Raw genomic sequence first — 22,027 nt, 5'->3', positions numbered from 1 at the left:
AACCCGCCGAAGCGGGTCAGGAATTGCCAGCCGTCAAAGCTGGTCTTGCGTGTAGATGCCGCCCGACTCGGCGGCGCCGCCGATCTCGCGCTCGCCGTACAGCACCGGGTACGGGTTGCCCTGGGCGATGGTGGTCACCGCCGAGCCGAAGCCATACGAAGGGTTGTTGCCGTCCTCGTTGCGGTCGAGGCTGCCGGTCTTGGCTGTCGGTGACAGCATCTGCACCACCCCGCCCAGGGCCAGGGCGCCACCACCGGCCAGCAGGGCCAGGCCAGGGCCGGTCGTCGTGCCACCGGAGAAGAAACCCGCCACCACTAACACCGCGCCCAGCACGACCTGGAACAGGCCGGCCTGCTTGCTGCCCTGAATGATCGGCGCGATGCGGATAACGCCGTTGTCGTCGCCCACCAGGTCGAGCTCCTGGTTGTCCAGGTTGCGCGTGTCCGAGAACACCGTGAACACCAGGCCTCGCTCCTCGCCGGTGGTGATGAACTTCTCGAAGCCCGGCACCATCGCGCAGAGCGCCCCGATCGCGTCACGCACGCTGTGCACGTCGAGGATGTACTCACGGCCGAAATTCTTGCGCAGCACCCCGTAAAGCTTGATGGTCCGTTTCATGGGCGATAGTCCTTGTGGCGCAGCACCAGCCGGCAGCGGTTGGCCATCGACCAACCGTAGATGTCGCGGGAGGAAGAGCGGCCGGCCATGTGGTGGTAGATGAATGGGCCGCTCCCGCCCAGTGTCGGCGCGTCCTCGCTGAGCAGCGCCGGCTCGTCGCCCAGGTAGATGGCCGCATGGTTCGGGTGGTAACACGGCCTGCCCGGGGACGGAACCATGAACACCAGCATGTCGCCGCGCTTGGGCGTGTCGACCTGGTAGAAGCCAGCGCCAGTAAAATTGTCCTCATAGAGGCTTGCCCCGTCCGGGTCTTCCCACCACAGATCCTGGCGCTCGAAGTTCGGCAGCTGCAGGCCAGCCTCACGGGCGTACCAATCGCGGCAGGCGCCCCAGCAATCGAGCAGGCCATGGGCGAACTCGCGGCCCAGCAGCGGAGCCTGGTAACCCGAAGGCTTGAACCACTCCATATCGCCGCCGGGCCAGCCCACAATGCCCCAGGGCACCTCGTGCAACTCGCAACTGACACGGTCGGCCATGCTTGGCGTCGGTGCGGCGTCCGGGTGGCTGTGGATGATCGCCAGCAGTTCCCCGCGGTCCTCGGCCTGGGCCAGGTCCTCGTGGTGCAGAGAGAAGTGGTCGCGCGGCGTCCTGGCCAGGTTCCGGCACGGCACGTATTCGCGGCCCTGGTCGGTTTTGATCAGTACACCGCAGGCCTCGGCCGGGTGCTCGCGCTCGGCATGCTCGCGGATCGCGGCCTGCAGCTGTTGGTTGATGCGCACGGGTTACCTCGAACTGGCAATGAGACTGGCGCCCATGGAGCCGCCAAAGCGCCGGGTATTGCCCCGGGCCTTGCAGCTTTTCCAGCGGCCGCCGCAACGATCGAGCGCCGGGTTGTCGGTGGGCTCGTCCTTCTTGGTGAACATGGCCGACCCGGTATAGGCGCAGGCCTCCTGCCGGTACTGCCCACGGCAGGCCCAGCGGCAGAGCTTGGTGATCTGCTGGCTGGGCAGCATCTGGCCGCCCAGGTCCAGCGGACTGGAGAGCTGGAACGTCACCTGCTCGCGGTCTTCGTCGGTCTTCTGCTCGATGTACCAGAGGTTCTCCCGGGCCTGGTTCGAGGCGTCAGGGTTGCCGTCGGGAAAGTTGGCCGCGTCCAGGAAGTGCCGAAAAGTTTCGATCACCTTCACCTTCGCGCCGGCCAGGTCCTTCAGGTGCAGGCAGAGCGCGGTGACCGCGCCGCGCACGCCAGCAATCTCGTTGGCCAGCTGCAGCGTCGGGCTGGCCGGCCTGCCATCGCCGCGGATATCGAAGCCCTTGGCGTCGAGCTGTTGCGGCGAGTACAGGTTGCCCTGCCAGATGATTTCGCCTTCCTGGGCGTGGCCGTGGAAGCGCATCAGGTTGCCACCCAGGCGCGTGGCGTCCACCTCGAACAGCCGGATCTGGTTACCCGGCTCGAGCTTTTGAATGTCGGTGTTGAAGTTCATGGGGCCTCAGAAAGAAGAAACCCCGCACAGGGCGGGGTCAGTAGGGAGTGAATCGCTGGTCGAAGGTCCAGCTGATCGTTACCAGATTGGGGTCACCTCGGGTCCTGAGCTTGTAGCCTTTGACGCGGTACCGGCCCTGCGCCCCCCCAGGGGGCGTCCAGAAGAATGTCTTGTAACCTTCGTGGCGGTCGAGAAAATCGCGGATGGCCAGGGCCTCCTCCCCCTGCTCGAGCAAACCCGTGTGGGACGCACCCCAGGATTGCGACTTTGTGTTGATGCCTGTGCCGCCAGACTGCACATAGCCATCGCCGAAGTCGTTCTCCCAGGTGCGCTGGTTGATGTCGCCATCGGCCTCGGCCTCTACGTCGAAGCTGAAGGTTTCCGTCATTGCCGTCTCCACATAGAGCCGCCCTGGCTGAACTCTTCGTTGACCACTTCGCGGATTGTCTGCCGCAACCCCTCGCCCATGGCCTCGCCTTGGCGTCGAGCGGCGTCATCGCTCATGCCGGGCTGGGCCTGCACGTTGATGGGCGCATTGATGTTGATCTGAGGTGGGCCTCCTGCCGCAGCAGCATTCGCACCAACTGCCGCCCCGTTGCTTCCGACCATGCCGATACGTCCATCACTCAAGGCCTCAAGGTTACCGACACCAATCCGCGCAGTCGCTTCAGCGTCGAACACGTACTCGCCACGGTGCACCGGCCCCGCCACTTCATCGCGACGACCGTGGCCGGTGTAGCCACCATCCATGAAGCCGGCGCCAGCCATTGCCGAGGTTGTTGAAACCGCTGCAACCATTGGCGCGGTGGCGGCAGCCGCTGCTGCGGCAGCTGCTGGTGCCGCAGCCGGGCCTACCAGCGGAATAGCTGCAGTAGATGCGTAGGCCGCCAGTTGAGCCTGGAAGGACATTGCTTGCGCGTTCGCCACCATGCCCAAGCTCGCCACCGATTGCGCACCCTTGCCGACAAGGGCTTGCACCCCCTGGTAGATCAGCCACTGGGCAGCCATATCCGAAAGGGCTCTGACCATAGACTTAGCCATGCCAGCAGCTGCATCCGCCACCGCATCGTCGGCATCCTTCGACTCGGTGATGATGTCGTTGAAGGCCCCGCCGAGCTCGCTGGTAGCCGACCCCAATGAGCCGCTTACGAAGTCCGCAGCCTGGGCGGCGTAGTCCTGTGCGTAATCGACATAGTTCTGCCAGGCGTCTTGGGCGCCGCTCAGCCAGTTCGACTCTGCTTCATCGACCTTTTCGTAATAGAACTGCAGGGCAATCAGGCGCTGGTTATAAGCATCCTGTAACGCTTGCGTCTCGCTCGCGTAGAGCTCCGGGCTGATCTGTCCTGTGTTGCGCTGCTCATTGAGCGCGGCCACGTCAGCGGCGTACTTCTGCCGGACGGCCAGGTCGGCGCGCATCCGGTCACGGGCTTTCTCACCCATGCCGATCCCGGCCAGTTCCTGCGAGTAACCATCAACATCGGTCTTGGTGCCAACCGCCAGCGACGCCTTGAACGACTCCAGCTTCAGCGCATCTTCGTTGGCTTTCTTCAGCTTGTTCAGCGAGTCGAGCTCGGCGGCCATGCCCAGCAGCCGCTTCTTCTGCGCCTCAGTGAGCTTGCCGAGTTTTCCTTCCTGCAGCTCAAACGAAAGCTTGGCCACCTCGGTGGCGTCCTTCTGCTTGTCGCCCGTAGTGTTGATCAGCTCGATCTGGCGCTTGTAGCCTTCCTCGGCTGACTCAAAGTCTTTGAGCTGCTTCTTGGCGGCAGACTCGCCATCGGAGTTGTTCTTGCGAGCTGCCTTTGCTGCCTCGTCGTCGGCCTTCTTCTGCGCGTCACGAGCTGCTGCAGCAGAGCGGATGGCGACTACTTGCCCTTCGGTGAGCAGGGTGTTCTCTGCTATGTACCGGTTGGCTGCATCTAGACTAGTTTTGTCCTGAGCGGTCGCAAGCTGCTTAAGAAGTTGATCGAGGTACTTCTGGCCTTCTTTCTCAGCAGCTGCCTGCTCGGCCTTGTTCCTGCCAAGCGCATCACTATGTAGATCGGTTTGCTCCGTCAGTCTCGCGAGAGTGGCGCGCTGTTTTTCAAGAGTTTCGCTCAGGTCAGATACCTTAATCTGACCTTCCTCTATCGCTTGAGCCATCTCTTCGGTCACACCAGGTATTTGCCTAACCTGGTCTGCGAGATTCTTCCAGTCGACCTGTTGCCCTTGAGATGCCTCCGCGACGGTTTTGTTTACCAGATCCATTGCTGACTGAAACTCAGCAGGCAATGGAGCGATACCACCCATGAAGCCAGAAGCGCCAGCGAGCCCGGCGTTAGTCAGACTTGCCTGAAACTCAAACGCAATCGCGCCTGCTGCGCCTGCAAGATCCTCCTGGGTGTCCTGGATAGCCTCCTTGAGCTCGCGCAGTGTGACGGACTGGGTTGCACGATTAAGCTTTTCAAACCGCTCAGCCAATTTGTCGACAGGGTCGGCAAGGTCGCCCAGCTTTTTTTCGAGAAAGCTGGTGTTGTCTCTCAGCGTCAGGAATGCGGTGGCGGCACCGACCACAAGCGCGATAATTCCAGCTGGGCCGCCAAGAAGCCCCAGAAGGCTGAAGCTGGCGCCTTTGACTGCATCCTGCGCCACACCAACGGCAGCCGTCGCGCGCGCCTCCACCATCCTGGCCTCAGCGAGCTGCAGCGACAATTGCGTTTGTACTGCCGTACCTCTTGCTGCAATCGCCTCCTTTTCCGCCAGGAAGACCGTAGTCTGAGCTTTTCGCTGTTCAGCTTGAGCGGCCAGCAACACCGAAGCCGCTTGAGCTTTGCGCGCCGCACTATCCTTCAGCGCTGAGTACACTGCGGTCGCACCTGCACCCGCAGCAGTCGCTCCGTACTTTGTGAGCGCCGCAATCGCGGCTATCAGAGCAATATCTGCCAAGTCACCGAAGTTATCACCAACAATCGAAATGCCCTTGGCGAGCGTCCCGGTGAAGTCCGCCGCCTCGTTAGCCTGGCCAATGTAGACGGAGAAGGCATTGCTCAGGTTCTGCATGGCGTCACGAACTGCAACGCCCATGCTGTCGGCCAACTTACCGTTGGCTTCGGCAGACTTTTGCAAGCCTTCGGTGAGAACATCGAGGCTGAGCTTGCCTTCGGCGCCCAAGACTCGTATCTCTTCTGCACTCTTTCCTGTGGCCTTGGCGAGTGTTTCCACCACCGTGGGCATGGCTGACAGAATGGATTGCCAGCTATCTCCATCTACCTTGCCAGTCTGCAGGGCTTTTGAGTAGGCGTCGATGGCAGACGAAGCTTTGTCGGCACTCGCCGAGTTCGTCACCAACAGAAAACTGAAGCTATCCATCACATCCAGCGCCTGGCTGGTGTTCTTGCCCATGGACTTCAGGCTGTCAGCGGTCCCGATGTAGAGCTCTTGCGCTTCGCTCAGCGGGCGATAGGTACGCTTGGCTGTTTCGAGCAGACGCTCTTGCACCAGGTTGTATTCGCCGAAACTGCTGGTCGCAAGCCCTATCCGATCAGACATTTGCGAGTAGGAGTCAGCGGCATCAATGACTGACTTGACTGACACAACTCCCGCGGCAAGCCCCATGGCATTTCGAATCAAGGCACCTGCGGTTTGAGCGCTCTCGCCAACACGATCAAAACCGTCATCAATTCGCTCCAGGCTTTTGTCGATCTTTCCCGAAGCCTGTGCAACAGACGAATCGGCGCGAGCCATCTCGGCGCGAAGCTGTGCAGTAGTAGCCTCGATGCGGACCAGCATCCCCTGGATGTCGGTGTCTGCCATGCTTATCTCCAGGCATTAAAAAGCCCGCTTAAGCGGGCTCAAATATAAAACCAATCGATTATTCCAAGTAATACTTCTGCTCAACTCCAATTATCGGCATAAGCAAGGTTAGCTTTTTGAAGTATCCAACATCAAAAAAGCCATTCATTACAAGTTGAATATCGGAAATTTCTTGCAGGTCAATCTGAGCATACTCAAGGGAAACCCCTGTATATCGGCCGTCCTTCACCCAGTGAGTGGCATCATAGGAACAAAGCGCCTTGTGATTCCCCATACGAAAATCGAAATCCACAAGAACCTCTGGGTGCAAAAGAGTAATCCGCCCCTTTTCGACAAGGCTCTCTATGATACGCGGTAGCTCCTTTGTTCTACTTTTATCGTCATCGCCCGGTGTAACGGATACGCTCACGATACTAATGCCGTCACGATTTGACAGTGCTCTCTCAACTAAGCCAATGCAGTTTCTGGCCACAGCAACAGCAAGGAATCGCTGAGGCGGTACAAATACCGGCGCGACCAGAATAGCTGTCAACAACAAGCAACCGGCCGCTACTGACCATTTAACAGACTTGCGCATCCCTGACCTCCAGCGTAAACGTCGAAGAATATCAGACGTCATACAGCCTTGCGCCCAGTCAGCGCTTGCCGCAGCTTGTCCGCCACGGTCGAGGCTTTGGGTTTGTCCTTGGACCCTGCAGCCTTCCCACTGCCGAAGGGGTTGGTCATCTGCACCCATTCAATCCGGGCATCCAGAGCCAGAAATAGCTCAGGAAGCGGTGTGCGCCAAGCAGCCTTGGGCGACCAGCCAAGCCAACCCGTGGCGATCGCGAACAGCCGGTCAACGTAGCTGCCGTCTTCGACGACGCTTACGCCTTCCCGGCTTCCACGTTTCCCTTGTCGGCACCCCGAGGGTTGTACAGCGAGACCAGGTAGGCATTTACCTGGGTGGATACTTTGAGAACACCGGCCTGCCAGACCTTCTCCGGAATGGCCTCGGCAGCCTTGCCTTCCAAGCCCGCACCGGCGGCGATGATGATCGCGACGCCATCCACGCTCAGGGCAGTGATCACCTGCGACGCACCGCGCAGGCCACCAAAGCGGGCTTCGATGGCGCGCACTGCCTTAAGGGTAGGCACCAGTTCGAACGACTCTTCGCCCACCTTCACGGTGACGGAGCCGTGCAAAGTCTTGTTCATGGATCGCTTCCTGTGAAACCGGGGCCGAAGCCCCGGGCATTATGGGGTGACCGGCGCCGGGATCAGTTCGATGATGTCGGAGTTGATCCCGATGGTGACGTTGCGGCGTACGACGTTGTCGGCGCTGCCAGCAGCTACGGTGTTGTTCATCACCTTGCCGCGGAAGTAGAACGTGGTCGGATTGACGACCGGGCTGGCATCAGGGTCGCCATCGTTCAAGGTGATCTTGATGTTGTAATCGCCCTTGCTGCGGTCCTTGTGTGCACCCTTCAGTGCTACCTGCCCGGCGTCGCCGTTGTCCAGGCCGACAGTCACGGTCAGATCGCCAGCATCGGCGGTGCCTTTGTACTTGCGCACGCGGCCATCGCGCAGCGAGGTGAAGGTGACGCTGCTGAAGGTATCGCCGAACTCGCCAAGGTCTTCGACCTCGCCAAGCTCGATGTAGGTATCAGCCTTGTACTCGGTTTCGGTATCAGCACCGGTCTTGCCGCCGAGCGCAATTCGGCAGCCGGCGGCTGTGTTGAGGTTGTCTTCGGCCATGGGGGTTCCTCCAAAGGCACATTGGATAAAAGCCGCGGCGCGGCCGGTGTTGAATTCAGTGGGTGGTGATCACGCGAACCGTGACCGAACCCTGGTATGTCACGCCGTCAGCATCGCGCTGGGAGTCGGCTTGTTCGACCCGGACGGAAACAGCCCGCCCTACCGTCAGCGGCAGGCGGCGCTCGTCGAGGGCGGCGACTACCTCGCCATTGATGCGCTTGACCTCGGCTTGGCCGATGGCATCGGACCACACCGAGAGATAGATCAGGCGCTGCTCACGCTTGCGGCCCGCGAGGGGGCGAATGTTCGTGGAGATTTCCCGATCGATAGAGACATAGGGCTTTGCCGTGTTCATCGGCGCCCCGTCGAAGATCGGGCAACTTACCTCTGCCTCCAGGCGCGCGAACAGCGCCTCCTGGAGTGCGACGGATGGATCAGCCATCGGTGACTCCTTCGCTGGCCTTGCGCAACGTCCTGCGTACTGCCTCGGCAATGTCAGCCAGGACTACGTCCCGGTTTACGTCCATCGCCGGCCGCAGCCACGGGTGGGCAGGCCTGGCCGGGATATCCGGGTACTTACCGAAGAAGGTGGTGCCGTCGCTCTTGTTCTTCGTGTCGCGCCGTCCGAGGCGGTTCTTGCCGCTCAGTTGCGAGCGATCGCGGTTGGTGGTGTGTGAGCCTGATACAGCATCGGCGTCACTCCGATGGTAGAGCTTGCCGCTATATCCCTTGGTGCCGTACTCGACAAAGCGCAGATAGAAGAAGCGCCGGTTATTACGCTTGCCGCGCAACCCAATCTGCGCATCCAGGCCACTCGCCGAGACGAACGCCTCCAGAGCTGCGGCTGCTGCACCAGTGTCTTTCGGCACTAGGTTGCGCATTGTCTGCAGTATCTGGTCCGCGCCGCTCTGCATGGCAGGCTTGAGCTCGTTATCCATCATGGTGTGGATGTTGCGCAGTGTGCGCCGAAGCTTGAAGTCTCCGGACATCCTGGAGCGACGGGCCATGACCTACTCCTTCGCCGAATCAGCCTTGGCTGGGGCGGCAGGTTTAGCGGGGACCTCCTCGGCGTAGCCGCGGGCAATCAGCCCCTTTCCGACTTCGATGGATACATCAAAAGTCTCGCCCTTCTCCCGCTCGCCGACAGCGCCGGAGAGCGGGCCCAGTGCTCGAATCTTCATTGGGTATACCTCATGGGTTGGGAACGGTGGAACACAGCAGGCGCTGCATCGTGCGGTCATTGTCCAGTAATGCAGCCTCGACCTTGTAGGTGACGCCACGGTAGGCCAGGCGCCAGCCAGCAACGATGTCTGCCCTGGGCCTGATGCGGATTTCCGCACTGATCACCGCCTGCAGCTGCTCGGCGACCGGGCTGACGCGGCCGGTTGGCATGGTGATTTCCGCCCAGGCCTTGCCGGCATCCAGCCAGGTTTCGTCGGCGCCGCCGGACGCGTTCTTCTGCCGATGCGGCTTCGTCACCACGCACCGGTGCTTCAGCGGACCGGCCCTCATATGTTCACCCAGCGATGTGGCTTCCACAGGGCGTTGGTGGCCATGGGAAGCTCGGCGGTGATCGTTCCGATAACGACAGTTTCGCGACTTGCGTACCAGTGCCCGATCAACAGAAGGGCGCCCTGCCGAATGGCCTTGGTTATTTTCAAGGCATTGCCGACCGGGTCAGGCAACGTGGCATCCTCATCGATCAGCGTGCGATTGGTCCAGAGCTCGAAGGCGCTCAGGGCTGCGTCCGTGTAGCCCTGAATCAAGTCGTCTTCTTCATCACCATCAACCCGCAGATGCGCTTTCACGATCGCAAGGTCAATCATTTTTCGGCACCAGCGCCTGCAACTCTTCCTTCTTCGCGCCAGGCTCGAAGTCAATTTTGTTGGCGGTCAGCCATTCCTTCAGCTCTGGCACTTTCATCTTGAGTGGGTCGGCTTCGTTGGAGCTCCGCCCATCGAGATAGGTGGCCACCTGCAAATGCTCGACAGCCACCAGAGCACAGCGATCGGAAACGTCGTGCTCGCCAGCCGGGATCTCTACGACCTCGTTGCCACCCTCGGCAAACTTGAACGGCTTCTCTACGGAAATAATCGGCATAAATCCTCCAGTCGATGGGCGCCCGTAGGCGCCCACACAATCAGGCCGCGCTCAGGGTGAGAACCTTGATCGCCTGGGAGTCGACGAGCATGCCGCCGACGCGCTTGGTGGTGTAGAAGCCCACGAAAGGCTTGTTGGTGTAGGGGTCACGCAGAACACGGGTGCCGATGCGGTCAACGATGGTGTAGCCGCGCTTGAAGTCGCCGAACGAGATCGCGTTGGCATCGGCGGCGACGTCAGGCATGTCTTCGTTCTCGGTGATTCCGTAGCTCAGCAGCGTCGATGGCTGGCCCAGTTCCAGGCCCGGGCGCCACAGGTAGTTGCCTTCGCTGTCCTTCAACTTGCGGACGTAGGCCAGGGTCAGGTTGGTCATCATGAAACGACCATTGGCGCGATAGCCCGCCTTCAGGGAATGGATCAGGTCGATCAGGTTGTCACCGGTGAAGCCGCCGGCGGTGCCAGAAATCAGCTTCTGGAGCTTGCCGAAGGCGCGGGTTTTGTCGCCGTCAGTGACCAGTTCGTAGGCCAGGTAGCCCTTCGGCTTGTTCATGCCGTTGCCGCTGGTAAACGCGCTCCCCTCCTTCTCGGAGAATTCACGCGACACTTCGCTGTTCAGCCAACCCTCGGCATCGAAGAAGATGTCGTCAAGGCTGGCCTGAGTAGCTTGCGGGTTGGCGTAGATCTCACCCATGAACGCCGAGATCTGACCGAGAGTCGGGTTGCCAGTCGCCGGGCGGGCATCAGTTTCACCTACCCAGCCAGAGCCGGCGCCGCCCAGGCTTACCAGACGCTTGTAGTCCGGCGAGCCGACGGTGATCTGGTTGCACACCTGGCGCATCGGCGAAGTGTCTTTCAGCAGCTCAATGATGCTGCGGTCCAGTTCTTCCGGCACCGCGTAGCCGCCATCGGCATCGTTACCGATCTGCAAGGCTTTCGCCTGGAGGTCGCCCAGGCCGGTATCGATGCCCTTGCGGACGAACTGCATGAACGCGGTCTTGTGCTCGCTGGCAGCCTTGGTGCCCGTGCCGTCGGGACGCTTAAGGTCGGCCAGTTCCTTTTCCAGCGCCGACTTCAACTCGTCGAGCTCGGTCAACTTCTCGTTCAGGGTTTCGACCTGACCCGACAGCTTGCCTTTCTCAGCCTCCAGGCCGTCGATGCGCTTGTCGTTTTTTTCCTTGAACTCGTCGAACTTCTTGCCCAGGGCATCGGCAACTTCTTTGATGTCTTTTTCTTCAACAGCCATGAGAGGCTCCTTACATTTTGTCCAAAAGGGATTTCAGGTGTTCCAGTGACTTGCCGGCACCCGCCTCTCGCGGTGTAACTGCGCCGTAGCCCTTGGCCATAAAGGCCTTGGCCTGGGAGCCAGAGAACCCTACCTCTCGCAGGGCTCGCTCCACTTTGCTGGGCGGCGGGGTTTCGCCGCGCGCCAGCAGAGATTTCACGTCGGTGATTCGGGCTTCGTCGTTGGCCGGGAAGGTGACCAGGGAGAGCTCCCAGAGGTCGATCTGCTTCAGGATCCAGACGCCCTTTTCCTTGTCGTACTCGTAGTCATCAAGCATGTAGCCGATGGACGTGCCGGTCAGGCTGCCGGCCTTCATGTGCGCATGAGCACGCTTGGCCAGCGGATCGTCCTCGATGAGCAGGCGCCCCTTGAAGAACAACCCCACATCGTCTTCGCGCATCTCGGTGTAGATGCCGATCGGCTCGCTCATGTTGTGCTGCCAGAGCATCGCTGGCAGGCGGCCCTTCTCTTTCCATCTGGCCAGGCTCGCCTCGAAAGCGCCGCGGACAACCACATCGCCGTAGCTGTCCTCGACGCCAAAGACCGAGCCGTAACCCTCGAACTCGCCCGTCTCGCTGACCGACTTGATGGTCAGCGGCCGGTCAAGGCGCTGTTTTGTCTGCATCGTCGGCAGCCTCTGGTTTAGTGGTCATGTTCATTGGGGTCAGGTAGATGTCGCCGCCTGCGCGAGGGTTCTCGTCCTCCAGCTCTCGGCAGTCGTTCGGACTCAAGATCCCCCACTGAATGCCCTTGCCGTAGGAGTCATAGCGGCCCTTGAGGTCGCCGCGCATCAGGGCGCCCGCGTTGAACTTGGCGTAATGGGTCAGTCGGTCCTTCTCATTGAGCAGGCCAACCTGAATGCGGTGCTCAATTCGCGTGATGATCGGCACCAGTGAGTAGTTCACGAAGTTCATGCCCATCTGCTCAACGTTGTTGAGCGTCATCTTGTCCATATTCGCCACCAGGTGCGGCGGCACACGAAAGAGGCCGCAGAGCTGCGCTTCGGTCATGCGCTTGGATTCAATGAACTGGGCGTCCTGGGCATTCAGGCTGATCGGCTTCCAGTCCAGCCCCATCTCCAAGATCATCGGCTTATAGGCGTTCGCCACGCCCATGTGCTCGCCCTGGAACTCGGTCTTGAGACGGCTGAACGCTTCGTCGCTCAACTCCTGCTCGGTGCGCAGAACCCCGCTGGTCACCGCGCCGTTCGTAAAAAGCTTACCGGCGTGCGCATCCATTGCCTGGCCAAGGCCAAGAGTTTGCCGCGCGTAGGCGATAGGGTTCAGGCCGTTCAAGCCGTCCAGCGTGAATAGCCGGACGTGCCAGATCTCTTTCTGCGTGAGCGTCTTCGGCCCGGTCTTGAAATTGACCTTGTATTCAACCGACCAGTCGTCGTTGAGCTTCGGCTGAACGATGTCTGGGTTGAGCGGCAGAAGCTCAACGACATTGCCGAGAGCCTCGACCTTGTAGGCGTAGAAGTTGCCACGCAAACAGAGGCAAGCAACCAACATTTCCCAGAACTCCTGGGCGGTCATGTAGCCGTTCGGCGCCATGGTCAGCAGCGGGTAGAGGCGATGGCTGGTCGCCGGCAAGCGCACCTTATCGGTCTGCTTCATCAGTCGGCACGGCAACATGCCAATCGACTCGGCCAGCACGCGAACGCAGTTGAACACCACCAGTTGCTGCAGAGCACTGTTGGTAGTAACTCGCTGGCCGGACGATGTTTCGTAGCCAGTGCCGAGGGCCTGCGCCAGCTTTTCTGGCGTGTCGATAATCAGTGGGTTGCTCTTTCTCCCAAGGAGTGCTCGAAGCATCAGCTGCCCCCTCGAATGATCGCGTAAGCGGCGAGCCCCATCAGGATCACCCCGCATACAGAAAGCGACACGGCTTCACCGAAGCCTACCCACAGACCGCGCGCGAGCATCCCGAAGCCGGCCAGGCCGACCACATCCGGCAGGCTTTCGCGCAGGCGCGAGAGGGCCGACACCTCGTCATGACGAGGCGCCTCGTTTTCAGGGGTCATAGGGTTCTGATTCCGTGTTTGGTTATGTGGTCCGAAAGGCTCTTTTCGGGCTTGGTCTCGGCCTGGTTGGCCGCTCCAACGGCCATTGCCATGGCGACGGCGCCATCGATGCGACCCGTCTTTTTGCGCTTGGAGAAAATCCGGTTTTCCTGAGCGTCAGCCTCCATCACCGCAGAGGCTACGTTCCAAGTCAGGCAAGGGTTCTCCAGCACCTGGATCTGCCCGGTGAGGATCAAGTCCTCCACCAGATCGATGGAATGGGTCATCCAGAGGTTTGACTCTCGAGCGGGCCGGAAGCCCTGGCCATGGGGCACCAGGTTCAGCTCAATGCCTTGCGCCTCCAGCTCCGCTTCAAGATAAGCCATGTGGTACGGGTCAAAGGCCAAGGCCTTGATTTCATACTTGGCGGCCAGCTCGCCGAGGCGCTTGGCGACGAAGGCGTAGTTGATCGCCTTCCCGGGCGGCGCATGAATGTGCCCATCATCGAGCCATACTTCGTACGGCACACCATCGATCGCGGCGCGATCGAGCAGCGTGTCCTTCGGTGTCCAGAACTCGGCGATGGACTTGCCCGACCCAGGGAAGTACAGGTTCAGCGCGGTTAGATCTCGCTTACCGGAAAGGTCGAGACCGCCGTAGCAGACCTCGCCCGCCAACTTCTCTGGGTCAAACTTGGCACAACACGACAGCCAGGTATCGATCTCTACCCACGGGTTCGCGGCGTCCACCCATTGGCAGAAGTTCAGTCGTCGAACTGTGCTCGCCTTCGCCGGCATGCCCTTGGCATCGGTGACCTGCTCGCGCAAGTACTTTGGCTGGAACGTGTGGCCCAGCGACGGATTGGCCTTGCCCCAGCACTTCTCGTCCTTGAACGGGTCATCCCCTTTGTCCAGGGAGCAGATAAAGGCAAAGAACCCATCGTTGAAGTGGCGGTGACGCTTCGTCACGCCCTTGGCGCCAGACGCGCAGACATTCACGCCAAGCTGGTGATAGCTGTAGCAAACCGATGTCCGATCGTGCCCGCTGTTGGTGATCATCAGGATCAGCGCTTGCCGTCGGCCTTTCGTGCCGGCGCGCATGAACTCGACGGTTTTGTTGTTCTTGTGCTCGTGCACCTCGTCGATCAGGGCGCAGTGCGGACGCGGGCCGGACTGGCCATCGTCGGAGCTGATCGGTCGAAAGAAAGATCCGGTCGCGAGGTAGGCCAGGTTCCAGACCTTCTCATCACGACCTGACTTCTTGATCTTCTTCTTCAACGCCGGCGACTGATCAACCATGGCCACCGCGTCACGGAACAGGATCATCGCCTGGTCACGCTTCGTTGCCGCCGCGTAGACCTCGGCCCTTGGTTCGCCGTCGGAAGTCAGGCAGTACAGGCCGATGCCAGCAGCCAGCGGCGACTTGCCTGAGCCCTTCCCTGACTCGATGTAGACCGTACGAAAACGGCGGTAGCCGTCCGGCGCCATCCAACCGAAGATCGACCCCACGATAAATGCCTGCCAAGGCAACAGTACGAAAGGGCTGCCTTCGTGCTCGCCGCCGTTGAGCTTCAGCACCGTCTTGAAGTATCGGATCGCCCGGTTTGCCTTTTCCAGATCCCAGGTCAATCCCCGCTTCGGCCCATCCTCCAGATCGCGCAAGTGACGACCACAAGCATTGCGAATATCAGGACCCGCCAGAACCTTGCCGGAGCAAACCTCTTGGGCCCAGGCCGTTACCGGGTCGACCGCATAGGAAACCTTCTTGACCTCAACTGAAGAACTCGTCTTCCGGGTCTTTGCTTGGAGGTTCGCCAATGGCCTGGACCTTGGATCGGGCGGCGGGTGTCATGCCGAAATGGGTAAGGTAAGAGAGCAACCGGCGGTCGGCGTCAGCCGCCATCGCAACGGCCGGGTGCGCTTTGATCAGCCCAGCCTCGGTCGAATAGGTATGGCCCTCTTCGGAAATAACTTTGGTCAAGCGGCGGACCTCGGCGGCTACTTCGCACAGCCGCTCCAGGGTTTGAAGATCGGCTTCAGTAAGCACACCCATGGATGCGGCGAGTGGGCAGAACACTTTCCATACCGCCTGCCCTTCCGCCGTCATGGTTCGAGGTGCTGGCTGATATGACGCGACCGCAAGCTGAGGCTCCCGCTTGTTTTCCCGACTGGCACGCAGCGTGCCGGTGACCTTTTTCTGGGTCGTCGGGGCGGGGGTTCGTCCCTTCAAAAAAAACTCTCCAATTCTGGCTTTTTGCGTAAAGAGGGTCGAGGGCGGTCCTATCTGGCGGATTCCCGAACTTTTGACCCCTCCCCTAGGGGCTGTGGCGTGCCACACCGGATCGCGGGCCGATTTGCGAGAATCATTCTCAGCTCGGCGACTTCTTTCGGTTCCAGTGATGGTTCGGATCGATGGGCAGCCCATTCACGTCGCACCCGACCACAACCCCGGACTTCTCCTCTCTCTGCTTGGCGCTGTCGTGGCAGCGCTTGCACAGGCTCTGGAGGTTGGATGCATCGAAGAAGAGCGTCACATCGCCGCGGTGCGCCTTGACGTGGTCAACGACCCCGGCGGCCACTGTCCGCCCATGAGAGGCGCAACGGCGGCACAACGGCTCGGCTTGCAGCTGATTCCATCGGAGTCGATACCAGTCCTTGGTCTTGTACAGGTGATGCCAGGAGGAGCCGGTAGCCATCAGTCAACCCGCCTTCCGATAGCGAGTGCACGGCGCCCACAGCGAGCGAGTACCATGTCCTGGCAGCGATGGATGGCAGCGCAGAACTCGGCCTGCTCCATCGAGTGCTCCCTGGGCAGTCTCAGGTACTCGTTCCAGGCATCGCCCAGCATTCGGGCGACCCTGGCTTCTTGGTCGGTCAGCTCAGCCTTCATATGTCACCCTTCAACCTTCCTGGTCATGAACCGATCGGAGTAGCCGCGCAGCTTCTCCACACCCATGAAGCCGACAGCGCCACCGGCGAAGGTGGCCATGCCCTGTGGCAGGCCCATCCATTCGAGCAGCGGCACTAGGGCCAGGGTGATGAGGCCACACAAGGCGCCCTCCAAGAACATCTGCCGGCGGGTGCCGCCACCGTACACAACGCGCAGCGCGGCGATACCAACGGACAGGCCAGCCGCATAAAGCTGCGGCTGGTGGGCGATCACCCAGGCAATCAAGGCGGCCCAGAGGCCGGGGTCTTTCTCTGGCATATGGGCCATCTCGATTCCTCCCGTTACGGGGAGTGAAGAATAAAAAAGCCCGCGCAGGGCGGGCAGTGGCTATGTGCTATGGTCATCGCGTGATTCCCAACCTACAAGGAAGATGCAATGAAACAGCGGCAACAGCAGACAGATGCTTTCAAGGTCAAGACCGAATCGGGAAAGACCTATGGCATTGAGGAATTCACGCACCAGATCTACCAAGAGTTCTTGAACCCTGCTGATAACGGCTGGGCCGACGGAATAAAGGAGTTCAAGGTGGTGGGAGGCGGAAGAGCAAACCGAAAGAGCAGCACTGAATATGAAATCGTTGCAACCGGAGAGATTGCGGTCCGCATCTGATTTTGTAACCCAGAAACAAAAAGCCCGACTCAATGGTCGGGCTTCTTTTAGTCACTCCTCAATACGCGCAGGAATGACAGGATGGAGATAATTTCTCTCACTCTCTCACTGATGTCAACAGGTAATCACGCAGCGTCTTTCATCAGCAGCCCTTCGACCTCAAGGATCGCGCGCACTTCGCCCAGAGCATCAGTGATCATGCCGTTGAGCTTTTCCTTGATACCGTCTCGCCAGCGGTAACGCGTCGACTCTGGCGCTGCATCCACGTCCCACGTGTTCATGTCGTAGAAGCTGTCCGGCAGGATGATCAAGTCCTCAGCCAGCGCTTCAGCCTTTGCTCGCTCGGCCTGCCCGGCCGCTAAGGCGGCATTAACCAGGCAGTCACGCCGCCACTCGGGCGCATCCAGCGGAATGTCCACCGATACAGCGCGCGGGCCTTTGCGGCGGGCGCCCTTGAGCTTGGGGATAGCCCATGCCGTCACCGCCTTATAGACGAACAGCTGCGGCGCTGGGCTGGCAATCAATGGGACGACAGCCGAAATAGCCTGCAGCTTTTTGGACTTGCTGGTGCCGTACTTTGCATTCAGCGCATTCCAATGCCGTGGGATCAGCAGGTGATGCAGGCGCGCTGACAGCCAGTAATCCACCTGGGTGCGGTCCAGCCCGTGCGACTGACCGCCCAACGAGGCCAGGCACCCACCCTCCTCTTCGGCTGCCTTGTACAGCTTCTGCCAGGCCTGCCCTTTTGCAGCCCCCTTTTCCCCCGCAGCCAATGCCGCAACCACAGCTCCCGATACACTTCCGTAGACCATGTCCTTCCCCTCAATCCAATGTTCTGTGCGAACCACCGGCACCGCGGCGGTTGTTGTCCTGGTAAATCGCCTCCGGCCCAGTGGCCCGAGGGTGTTTCAATTCGTTGATCTGTCGTTGCGCAGCCTGCAGGCGCAGGCTCAGTTGCGTGACCAGCTCTTCCACCGGCAGCGCTTCCCCCGTCGCGGCGGTCACCCAGCCTGAGGCGTTGCATTGCACGCAGGCCAAGTCATGGAACACGCCCTTGATCACCGCTTTGCCACGGCAGGCCGGGCACTGGGCCAGCTCCACCGCCTGCTTGCGAAAGGCCGGTCCGTGGCTCTTGATCATGCTTTTGAAACCTCGCTATTAACAATTTTCGGAATTGCCTTGCAGGCCGCGTCGTTCAAGGGCTGCACAGGGTTTTGCGAATCTTCATATTGGGCGCCTGTCAGGTTGTGAACCGCGTTGAATCCGCGTTCATCTAACCAGGCGTGCCACTTCTCTAGTGCGGCCAGACGCTGCTCCCGGGCCTGGGTGTTGATGTAGGTCGAGGCGATCTTGCCCAGCGAGTGGTTCAGCAGCATCTCGCCGATATGGCCGTCGATACCCAGGTCAGTCCAGGCAGTGCGGGCGACCTTGCGCAGGTCATGGCTGGTCCACTCGCCCTGGCCCAGGCGGGTGAACACGGCACTGGCCTGACCCTCGCTCAGGGCCCGGCCACGCCGCGACGGGAACAGGTAGATGCCCTCATAGCCTTGGGCGGTCTGGGCAGCGCGGTATCGGCTCAGCATGGCCTTGGTCTGGTTCGTAAGCGGCAGCCGGTGCTCGGTTCGGGTCTTGGTGTGCTCGGCCGGAATGAACCACTCGTTGTCGGCCATCGAAATATCGGACCAGCGCGCCAGGCGGGTCTCACCCACTCGGGTGCCGTGGCACAGCATCATCAGCGCGAGCATGGCCTCGCTGGGCTCAGTGTCGAACAGGCCGGCCAGCATGGGCACCAGCTCGACCAGGTGTACGCCACGCAGCCGGGCAGGCTTGGGCATGATCCGGGCCTTGGTGAAGTCGACGAACTTCAGCGCGGCCATCGGGTTGGTATCGATCAGCCCCAGCTTATGGGCCTGACGGAACGCGACCACCAGCAGGCCGAACAGTTGGCGCACGTAGGACAGCGAAAGTACTTCCTGCGCGGGCCACATCAGCAGCTTGTCCAGCTCAGGTGCGGACACGGCCCGAATCGGTAGATCGGCCAGCCGTGGCTTCAGGTGGCAGGCGATGGCCGACTTGGCGCCGGTCTTGCGCTTGGCCGACAGCGAGCGGTCGCGGCTCATGCGATCGCTGTACCAGTCGAGCAGTTGGCCCACAGTGGACAAGCCGCCCAGGGCAACAGCGGCGTCCGGGTCACGCAGCAGGCGCTGACGCAGCGCAGGCAGCTCGGCCAGCACCGCGGCGGCGCCCAGCTCTGGATAACGGGCAATCTGGTTCCAGGCCTTGCCCTTCACCAGGTACCACGACCCGCGCTGCCGGTCCTGGCCGAAACGCAGGTACAGGCCGGGGTGACGCGGGTCGCGCAGGTCGTGCACGGCAGGGTCGGCGGCCTGCCGGCGGATCTCGGCGTCGGTGAACTTCACGGCGCGGGTCTTGCTCATGCCACCGCCCTCGTCTGCGGCTGCAGCAGGTAGGCGCGGATCGCTTCAATCGCATCGATGGAGCCCCGGCAGACGATCGCCAGATAGCCCTGGTCGAGCAGCGCCTGGATGTAGGCGTCCTGGCTCGGCGACACGGCGGCGTCGAATGGCGGTTTGGCCTTGAACTCGATGTACAGGCCGAAGTGGCCGCCACGCGCCATCGGCAGCACCAGGTCGGGAACGCCGGCCTTCACGCCCTGCTCTTTCAGCTTGATCGCCACCAGCTTGTGCCGGTGACCGCCGTTCGGGACGTGGTAGATCAGCTTGGCGGCGGCCGGGTAACGCAGCGCCAGTTCGCGCATCAGCGAAGCCTGCTCAAGCCCTTCGCGGTCTACCGGCTTGGCCCGGGCCTTCTTCATGCCGAACAGGGCTGGCTTAGCGGTCTTCATAGTGCCTTCCTCGCCTGCCGCTCAACTTCAGCCTTTCGATCCCGGTGCTGTCGGCGGAAATCTTCGTAGTGGCGGCGTCGGCGCTGCTCGAGCGCATGCGCAACCACCACGCCGATCAGCAGCAGACCAAGCACGATCAGCCAGATGCCGTTTTCAATGCTCATGCGGCGATCACCCCCTCGCGGATCAGCAGGGCCTGGGTGCGCATGACGCCCTCGGAGTGATACTGGCGCGCTGTCTCGCGGCCAACGATGTTGCTGCGACCGTCGCACGCGTCGTGGCAGGCGCTGCAGGCATGGGCGCCCTGCAGGTCGTTCGGCTTCATGCCGACGCCACAGGTGCCGGCCATGCGGTAATGGGCCAGCACCGTGGTGCCGGGGTCGCCGTTGCAGACGCCCGGAATGCGCACCTGGCATTCCCGGCCGCGCGCAGCTTTGGTCAACTTGGATTGCTTCATAAGCGTTCGTCCTTGTGGAGATCAACAACGAGCCAGGTGGATGGCCACAGCTTGCCGCCGTGAGCTCGGGCGACCTGCTCGTCTCGGTAAATGGCAACAGGCGATTCAGGCTTGTCAGAGAGGCCGAGTAAGTGGCTGCGGCAGTACAGTGCCCAGCGGTACTCAGTGAGGTCAGGAGGAAGCAGCATCGGATCGATCATGGCCGGGCACCCCGGGCGGAGCGCAGCGCGTCCAGCGCGGCACGACCAACATCCAGTGAGCGCGGGGCGGCCGGGGCAGCGAGCTCGGCAACCGGCACCGGGCCCAGGCGTTCGCCCTGCCAGATCTTCCGGCACTGCGCGAGGTAGTGTTTCTCGAAGCAGGTCAGGCCAAGTTCACGCGACATCAGCGGCAGGCTGTGGAAGCCGACGGCTGCCGTGGCGTGGTAGACCGCCGGGTGCATCCACTTCGCCGCCGCGCGCATGGCCGGGTGGCAGTTGCGAAGCCCCTGGGCGTAGGCCTTGTCGGTGCTGGGCAGGCCCAGGCCTTCCGGGGCAAAGCACCAGCTCACGAACACGCCAGGCGCCGGAACAAACGTGGACTTGCTCGCGCTCAGCACTCGCATGCCGTGGTCGATCTGCTCCAAGCGGGTGATGCCTGAGCGCATGAACTCACCGAGCCATTCCAGCTTGGCCGCATTCATGACCGCTTCGGTTGGCCAGGACTGACGCCAAGCCCCGCAGGCGCCGCGCAGTCGCAAGAACAGATCCTCAATCACCTGCTGGGTTGCTGGGTCAATCGGCATCGCCCCGGGCTCCACCGGCGGCTGGTAAGTCGGGTCAGTCCGGCGATTGGCCAGCAGCTGGCGAACGTTGGTTGCGGTCATACTCGAACTCCATTCTTGGTCCAGTCGGCCCCGGTTTCTTCCTGCTCCGCTGCGCCTTTTGCCTTCTCGGTCTTGACCCACTTGGCCAGCCTGAAGCACCAGCCGCCGTTGCTGTCAAACACCCGCGGCTTGGCAACGTAGTAACCCAGGAAGCTCTGGAGCGTTTCCTCGGTCAGCGCCTCCAGGGTCAGGCCGGCCAATTTCAGCTGAGCGGTCACCAGGTCAGCCGGTGGGTTCCACTCGGCGAACATGGCGAAGCGCTGCCGGTCGTCCTGCGATTCCGTGGCCTGGCGATCCTGCTCCTCGATCACGTCGGCCAAATCGCGCGGCTGCTGCTCTTCGGTTCCTTGATGGTTCACTGACGGATTGGGTGCAGCTGCTGCACCCCGTTCTGCGTTTTCCTGCACCCCGTTCTGCTGTGAGCTGCACCCCGTGCGGTTATCTGCACCCCGTTCTTTACGAGGTGCAGCAGATGCACCCCGCTTTAGCTGAAGGTCATAGACCACTGGGCGCCGGTCGCGGCGATCGATGTAGGCAGCGGCGATTGCTTGGTTGCCTTCAGTGATCCACCCGCCTTTCTCCAGCTCATCCAGTTTCAGGCGCACGGTGCGCTCGGACAGGCCGGTGTCTTCGGAGAGGGTCCCGGCAGACGGGAATGCACCGCGCCCGTCGCTGCCGGCGTAGTTGGCCAGGCACAGAAGAACATGGCGCGCGGCGGGGTTATCCAGGGCAGCCTTTGGAATGGCGAGCGCCCAGGTCATGGCTTGAACGCTCACGCCCTACCCCCGCTCTTCCCCGGCCCAAACTGACGCGACAGATTTGGCGTGCTGCCGAAAACTGACGCGCCGGGCTTGGTGTTGCTTGCATCGACTGCAGTGTGCATAATCGACCTCACGTTGTTTTGAAGAAGCCGCCCTGCCAGGCGGTTTTTTTTCGTCTGCAATTCCAGTACTGGATGGATTCGCAGGTGTTTCGGTCATCTACTGGCGCAAGGCCAGGAGCGGGATAATTGATGTCACCGGGAGGCGGTGATTTCTTCTTCCGGATAAAGATCTGGCCGCAGCTGATGGCGCGTTACTTGACCGTTTACTGCCTTCTCGAACGGGATAACGAGATCCGCCGGGACGCGCTGATTGCGGTGTACGCACTGCCAGATACGGGGCTGGCTCGTATTGCAGCGACGGGCAAGCTCTGCCTGGCCTCCGGCCAAACGGACCACCGTCTCTACAGGTCTCTCTTTCGCTGGCATGTGTGTGTGCCTCAATGGATC

The 22,027-nt window shown here is 61.3% G+C and carries 33 protein-coding genes; 1 reads left to right on the top strand and 32 read right to left on the bottom strand.

Annotation, left to right across the window (positions count from 1 at the left end; all coding sequences use genetic code 11):
- Positions 1-33 precede the first annotated feature (33 nt).
- The 22 genes from ABM562_RS03380 to ABM562_RS03275 form a co-directional block, all read right to left on the bottom strand.
- Complete coding sequence (locus ABM562_RS03380; RefSeq protein WP_460420836.1) at positions 34-618, bottom strand: tail assembly protein; 585 nt, start codon at positions 616-618, stop codon at positions 34-36.
- On the bottom strand, positions 615-1,397 hold the full coding sequence (locus tag ABM562_RS03375) for a C40 family peptidase (RefSeq protein WP_460420834.1): 783 nt from the start codon (positions 1,395-1,397) through the stop codon (positions 615-617). Before ABM562_RS03375 ends, ABM562_RS03380 begins: the two co-directional genes overlap by 4 nt.
- A 3-nt stretch (positions 1,398-1,400) precedes the next feature.
- Complete coding sequence (locus tag ABM562_RS03370; protein ID WP_460420832.1) at positions 1,401-2,102, bottom strand: phage minor tail protein L; 702 nt, start codon at positions 2,100-2,102, stop codon at positions 1,401-1,403.
- 37 nt (positions 2,103-2,139) lie between these two features.
- Positions 2,140-2,490 (bottom strand): phage tail protein, encoded by a 351-nt coding sequence (locus ABM562_RS03365; protein WP_460420830.1) that lies wholly within the window; start codon positions 2,488-2,490, stop codon positions 2,140-2,142.
- Positions 2,487-5,891 carry a phage tail tape measure protein gene (locus ABM562_RS03360; protein WP_460420829.1) on the bottom strand — a complete coding sequence of 1,135 codons (3,405 nt, stop codon included), beginning with the start codon at positions 5,889-5,891 and terminating at the stop codon, positions 2,487-2,489. The genes ABM562_RS03365 and ABM562_RS03360 overlap by 4 nt, the downstream gene beginning before the upstream one ends.
- A 58-nt stretch (positions 5,892-5,949) precedes the next feature.
- Entirely contained in the window at positions 5,950-6,468 is a 519-nt protein-coding gene (locus ABM562_RS03355; protein ID WP_460420828.1) for a hypothetical protein, read from the bottom strand.
- Positions 6,469-6,757: 289 nt separating this feature from the next.
- Complete coding sequence (locus ABM562_RS03350) at positions 6,758-7,087, bottom strand: hypothetical protein (RefSeq protein WP_460420827.1); 330 nt, start codon at positions 7,085-7,087, stop codon at positions 6,758-6,760.
- A gap of 39 nt (positions 7,088-7,126) precedes the next feature.
- Positions 7,127-7,627 carry a hypothetical protein gene (locus ABM562_RS03345; protein WP_460420826.1) on the bottom strand — a complete coding sequence of 167 codons (501 nt, stop codon included), beginning with the start codon at positions 7,625-7,627 and terminating at the stop codon, positions 7,127-7,129.
- 55 nt (positions 7,628-7,682) lie between these two features.
- On the bottom strand, positions 7,683-8,069 hold the full coding sequence (locus ABM562_RS03340; protein ID WP_460420825.1) for a DUF3168 domain-containing protein: 387 nt from the start codon (positions 8,067-8,069) through the stop codon (positions 7,683-7,685).
- Entirely contained in the window at positions 8,062-8,634 is a 573-nt protein-coding gene (locus tag ABM562_RS03335) for an HK97-gp10 family putative phage morphogenesis protein (protein WP_460420824.1), read from the bottom strand. The genes ABM562_RS03340 and ABM562_RS03335 overlap by 8 nt, the downstream gene beginning before the upstream one ends.
- 3 nt (positions 8,635-8,637) lie before the next feature.
- The gene (locus tag ABM562_RS03330; protein WP_460420823.1) at positions 8,638-8,808 is read right to left on the bottom strand and encodes a hypothetical protein; all 171 of its coding nucleotides are present in this window, start codon (positions 8,806-8,808) and stop codon (positions 8,638-8,640) included.
- Positions 8,809-8,818: 10 nt separating this feature from the next.
- Positions 8,819-9,139 carry a phage head closure protein gene (locus ABM562_RS03325; RefSeq protein ID WP_460420822.1) on the bottom strand — a complete coding sequence of 107 codons (321 nt, stop codon included), beginning with the start codon at positions 9,137-9,139 and terminating at the stop codon, positions 8,819-8,821.
- The gene (locus ABM562_RS03320) at positions 9,136-9,453 is read right to left on the bottom strand and encodes a head-tail connector protein (RefSeq protein WP_460420821.1); all 318 of its coding nucleotides are present in this window, start codon (positions 9,451-9,453) and stop codon (positions 9,136-9,138) included. Before ABM562_RS03320 ends, ABM562_RS03325 begins: the two co-directional genes overlap by 4 nt.
- A complete protein-coding gene (locus tag ABM562_RS03315; RefSeq protein WP_460420820.1) occupies positions 9,446-9,727 on the bottom strand; it encodes a HeH/LEM domain-containing protein in 282 nt (93 codons plus the stop codon). Before ABM562_RS03315 ends, ABM562_RS03320 begins: the two co-directional genes overlap by 8 nt.
- 40 nt (positions 9,728-9,767) lie before the next feature.
- Positions 9,768-10,970 carry a phage major capsid protein gene (locus tag ABM562_RS03310; RefSeq protein ID WP_460420818.1) on the bottom strand — a complete coding sequence of 401 codons (1,203 nt, stop codon included), beginning with the start codon at positions 10,968-10,970 and terminating at the stop codon, positions 9,768-9,770.
- A 10-nt stretch (positions 10,971-10,980) separates the two neighbouring features.
- Complete coding sequence (locus tag ABM562_RS03305) at positions 10,981-11,634, bottom strand: HK97 family phage prohead protease (RefSeq protein ID WP_327440268.1); 654 nt, start codon at positions 11,632-11,634, stop codon at positions 10,981-10,983.
- A complete protein-coding gene (locus tag ABM562_RS03300) occupies positions 11,612-12,823 on the bottom strand; it encodes a phage portal protein (protein WP_460420815.1) in 1,212 nt (403 codons plus the stop codon). Before ABM562_RS03300 ends, ABM562_RS03305 begins: the two co-directional genes overlap by 23 nt.
- On the bottom strand, positions 12,823-13,032 hold the full coding sequence (locus tag ABM562_RS03295; protein WP_460420813.1) for a hypothetical protein: 210 nt from the start codon (positions 13,030-13,032) through the stop codon (positions 12,823-12,825). Before ABM562_RS03295 ends, ABM562_RS03300 begins: the two co-directional genes overlap by 1 nt.
- A complete protein-coding gene (locus ABM562_RS03290) occupies positions 13,029-14,828 on the bottom strand; it encodes a terminase large subunit (RefSeq protein WP_460420811.1) in 1,800 nt (599 codons plus the stop codon). Before ABM562_RS03290 ends, ABM562_RS03295 begins: the two co-directional genes overlap by 4 nt.
- Positions 14,782-15,240, bottom strand: a complete 459-nt coding sequence (locus ABM562_RS03285) for a phage terminase small subunit P27 family (RefSeq protein ID WP_038609018.1) — start codon at positions 15,238-15,240, stop codon at positions 14,782-14,784. Before ABM562_RS03285 ends, ABM562_RS03290 begins: the two co-directional genes overlap by 47 nt.
- A 139-nt stretch (positions 15,241-15,379) precedes the next feature.
- Positions 15,380-15,706 carry an HNH endonuclease gene (locus tag ABM562_RS03280; protein WP_460420809.1) on the bottom strand — a complete coding sequence of 109 codons (327 nt, stop codon included), beginning with the start codon at positions 15,704-15,706 and terminating at the stop codon, positions 15,380-15,382.
- Positions 15,707-15,903: 197 nt separating this feature from the next.
- Positions 15,904-16,227 carry a phage holin, lambda family gene (locus ABM562_RS03275; protein WP_460420807.1) on the bottom strand — a complete coding sequence of 108 codons (324 nt, stop codon included), beginning with the start codon at positions 16,225-16,227 and terminating at the stop codon, positions 15,904-15,906.
- Between the two features lie 108 nt (positions 16,228-16,335).
- On the opposite strand from ABM562_RS03275, the gene ABM562_RS03270 reads away from it, so the two are divergent.
- Positions 16,336-16,569 (top strand): hypothetical protein, encoded by a 234-nt coding sequence (locus tag ABM562_RS03270; RefSeq protein ID WP_460420805.1) that lies wholly within the window; start codon positions 16,336-16,338, stop codon positions 16,567-16,569.
- Between the two features lie 125 nt (positions 16,570-16,694).
- Here ABM562_RS03270 and ABM562_RS03265 read toward each other — a convergent pair whose 3' ends face one another.
- The 10 genes from ABM562_RS03265 to ABM562_RS03220 all read right to left on the bottom strand — a co-directional run bounded on the left by ABM562_RS03265 (position 16,695) and on the right by ABM562_RS03220 (position 22,006).
- Entirely contained in the window at positions 16,695-17,381 is a 687-nt protein-coding gene (locus tag ABM562_RS03265; protein ID WP_460420804.1) for a hypothetical protein, read from the bottom strand.
- A 10-nt stretch (positions 17,382-17,391) separates the two neighbouring features.
- Positions 17,392-17,709: a hypothetical protein gene (locus tag ABM562_RS03260; RefSeq protein WP_038995158.1), complete on the bottom strand. Its 318-nt coding sequence runs from the start codon at positions 17,707-17,709 to the stop codon at positions 17,392-17,394.
- On the bottom strand, positions 17,706-19,007 hold the full coding sequence (locus tag ABM562_RS03255) for a tyrosine-type recombinase/integrase (RefSeq protein WP_460420803.1): 1,302 nt from the start codon (positions 19,005-19,007) through the stop codon (positions 17,706-17,708). Before ABM562_RS03255 ends, ABM562_RS03260 begins: the two co-directional genes overlap by 4 nt.
- Complete coding sequence (locus ABM562_RS03250; protein WP_460420802.1) at positions 19,004-19,435, bottom strand: VRR-NUC domain-containing protein; 432 nt, start codon at positions 19,433-19,435, stop codon at positions 19,004-19,006. The genes ABM562_RS03255 and ABM562_RS03250 overlap by 4 nt, the downstream gene beginning before the upstream one ends.
- Positions 19,432-19,599, bottom strand: coding sequence for a hypothetical protein (locus ABM562_RS03245; protein WP_460420800.1), 168 nt, complete (start codon positions 19,597-19,599; stop codon positions 19,432-19,434). The genes ABM562_RS03250 and ABM562_RS03245 overlap by 4 nt, the downstream gene beginning before the upstream one ends.
- Positions 19,596-19,892, bottom strand: a complete 297-nt coding sequence (locus tag ABM562_RS03240) for a DUF1364 domain-containing protein (RefSeq protein WP_460420798.1) — start codon at positions 19,890-19,892, stop codon at positions 19,596-19,598. Before ABM562_RS03240 ends, ABM562_RS03245 begins: the two co-directional genes overlap by 4 nt.
- Complete coding sequence (locus ABM562_RS03235) at positions 19,889-20,092, bottom strand: hypothetical protein (RefSeq protein WP_460420796.1); 204 nt, start codon at positions 20,090-20,092, stop codon at positions 19,889-19,891. Before ABM562_RS03235 ends, ABM562_RS03240 begins: the two co-directional genes overlap by 4 nt.
- Positions 20,089-20,757 (bottom strand): replication protein P, encoded by a 669-nt coding sequence (locus ABM562_RS03230; protein ID WP_460420794.1) that lies wholly within the window; start codon positions 20,755-20,757, stop codon positions 20,089-20,091. Before ABM562_RS03230 ends, ABM562_RS03235 begins: the two co-directional genes overlap by 4 nt.
- Complete coding sequence (locus tag ABM562_RS03225) at positions 20,754-21,518, bottom strand: helix-turn-helix domain-containing protein (protein WP_460420905.1); 765 nt, start codon at positions 21,516-21,518, stop codon at positions 20,754-20,756. Before ABM562_RS03225 ends, ABM562_RS03230 begins: the two co-directional genes overlap by 4 nt.
- A 254-nt stretch (positions 21,519-21,772) precedes the next feature.
- Complete coding sequence (locus tag ABM562_RS03220) at positions 21,773-22,006, bottom strand: YdaS family helix-turn-helix protein (RefSeq protein WP_460420792.1); 234 nt, start codon at positions 22,004-22,006, stop codon at positions 21,773-21,775.
- Positions 22,007-22,027 lie beyond the last annotated feature (21 nt).

It is taken from the genome of Pseudomonas sp. ZL2, assembly GCF_054788455.1.
This window is presented reverse-complemented; position numbering and strand designations above follow the sequence as displayed.

Bases quoted from the DNA above. Each gene is read 5' to 3' on its own strand.
- ABM562_RS03380 (WP_460420836.1), bottom strand. From the start codon at position 618: ATGAAACGGACCATCAAGCTTTACGGGGTGCTGCGCAAGAATTTCGGC.
- ABM562_RS03370 (WP_460420832.1), bottom strand. From the start codon at position 2,102: ATGAACTTCAACACCGACATTCAAAAGCTCGAGCCGGGTAACCAGATC.
- ABM562_RS03365 (WP_460420830.1), bottom strand. From the start codon at position 2,490: ATGACGGAAACCTTCAGCTTCGACGTAGAGGCCGAGGCCGATGGCGAC.
- ABM562_RS03360 (WP_460420829.1), bottom strand. From the start codon at position 5,891: ATGGCAGACACCGACATCCAGGGGATGCTGGTCCGCATCGAGGCTACT.
- ABM562_RS03355 (WP_460420828.1), bottom strand. From the start codon at position 6,468: ATGCGCAAGTCTGTTAAATGGTCAGTAGCGGCCGGTTGCTTGTTGTTG.
- ABM562_RS03350 (WP_460420827.1), bottom strand. From the start codon at position 7,087: ATGAACAAGACTTTGCACGGCTCCGTCACCGTGAAGGTGGGCGAAGAG.
- ABM562_RS03345 (WP_460420826.1), bottom strand. From the start codon at position 7,627: ATGGCCGAAGACAACCTCAACACAGCCGCCGGCTGCCGAATTGCGCTC.
- ABM562_RS03340 (WP_460420825.1), bottom strand. From the start codon at position 8,069: ATGGCTGATCCATCCGTCGCACTCCAGGAGGCGCTGTTCGCGCGCCTG.
- ABM562_RS03335 (WP_460420824.1), bottom strand. From the start codon at position 8,634: ATGGCCCGTCGCTCCAGGATGTCCGGAGACTTCAAGCTTCGGCGCACA.
- ABM562_RS03330 (WP_460420823.1), bottom strand. From the start codon at position 8,808: ATGAAGATTCGAGCACTGGGCCCGCTCTCCGGCGCTGTCGGCGAGCGG.
- ABM562_RS03325 (WP_460420822.1), bottom strand. From the start codon at position 9,139: ATGAGGGCCGGTCCGCTGAAGCACCGGTGCGTGGTGACGAAGCCGCAT.
- ABM562_RS03320 (WP_460420821.1), bottom strand. From the start codon at position 9,453: ATGATTGACCTTGCGATCGTGAAAGCGCATCTGCGGGTTGATGGTGAT.
- ABM562_RS03315 (WP_460420820.1), bottom strand. From the start codon at position 9,727: ATGCCGATTATTTCCGTAGAGAAGCCGTTCAAGTTTGCCGAGGGTGGC.
- ABM562_RS03310 (WP_460420818.1), bottom strand. From the start codon at position 10,970: ATGGCTGTTGAAGAAAAAGACATCAAAGAAGTTGCCGATGCCCTGGGC.
- ABM562_RS03305 (WP_327440268.1), bottom strand. From the start codon at position 11,634: ATGCAGACAAAACAGCGCCTTGACCGGCCGCTGACCATCAAGTCGGTC.
- ABM562_RS03300 (WP_460420815.1), bottom strand. From the start codon at position 12,823: ATGCTTCGAGCACTCCTTGGGAGAAAGAGCAACCCACTGATTATCGAC.
- ABM562_RS03295 (WP_460420813.1), bottom strand. From the start codon at position 13,032: ATGACCCCTGAAAACGAGGCGCCTCGTCATGACGAGGTGTCGGCCCTC.
- ABM562_RS03280 (WP_460420809.1), bottom strand. From the start codon at position 15,706: ATGGCTACCGGCTCCTCCTGGCATCACCTGTACAAGACCAAGGACTGG.
- ABM562_RS03275 (WP_460420807.1), bottom strand. From the start codon at position 16,227: ATGGCCCATATGCCAGAGAAAGACCCCGGCCTCTGGGCCGCCTTGATT.
- ABM562_RS03270 (WP_460420805.1), top strand. From the start codon at position 16,336: ATGAAACAGCGGCAACAGCAGACAGATGCTTTCAAGGTCAAGACCGAA.
- ABM562_RS03265 (WP_460420804.1), bottom strand. From the start codon at position 17,381: ATGGTCTACGGAAGTGTATCGGGAGCTGTGGTTGCGGCATTGGCTGCG.
- ABM562_RS03260 (WP_038995158.1), bottom strand. From the start codon at position 17,709: ATGATCAAGAGCCACGGACCGGCCTTTCGCAAGCAGGCGGTGGAGCTG.
- ABM562_RS03255 (WP_460420803.1), bottom strand. From the start codon at position 19,007: ATGAGCAAGACCCGCGCCGTGAAGTTCACCGACGCCGAGATCCGCCGG.
- ABM562_RS03250 (WP_460420802.1), bottom strand. From the start codon at position 19,435: ATGAAGACCGCTAAGCCAGCCCTGTTCGGCATGAAGAAGGCCCGGGCC.
- ABM562_RS03245 (WP_460420800.1), bottom strand. From the start codon at position 19,599: ATGAGCATTGAAAACGGCATCTGGCTGATCGTGCTTGGTCTGCTGCTG.
- ABM562_RS03240 (WP_460420798.1), bottom strand. From the start codon at position 19,892: ATGAAGCAATCCAAGTTGACCAAAGCTGCGCGCGGCCGGGAATGCCAG.
- ABM562_RS03235 (WP_460420796.1), bottom strand. From the start codon at position 20,092: ATGATCGATCCGATGCTGCTTCCTCCTGACCTCACTGAGTACCGCTGG.
- ABM562_RS03230 (WP_460420794.1), bottom strand. From the start codon at position 20,757: ATGACCGCAACCAACGTTCGCCAGCTGCTGGCCAATCGCCGGACTGAC.
- ABM562_RS03225 (WP_460420905.1), bottom strand. From the start codon at position 21,518: ATGACCTGGGCGCTCGCCATTCCAAAGGCTGCCCTGGATAACCCCGCC.
- ABM562_RS03220 (WP_460420792.1), bottom strand. From the start codon at position 22,006: ATGCCAGCGAAAGAGAGACCTGTAGAGACGGTGGTCCGTTTGGCCGGA.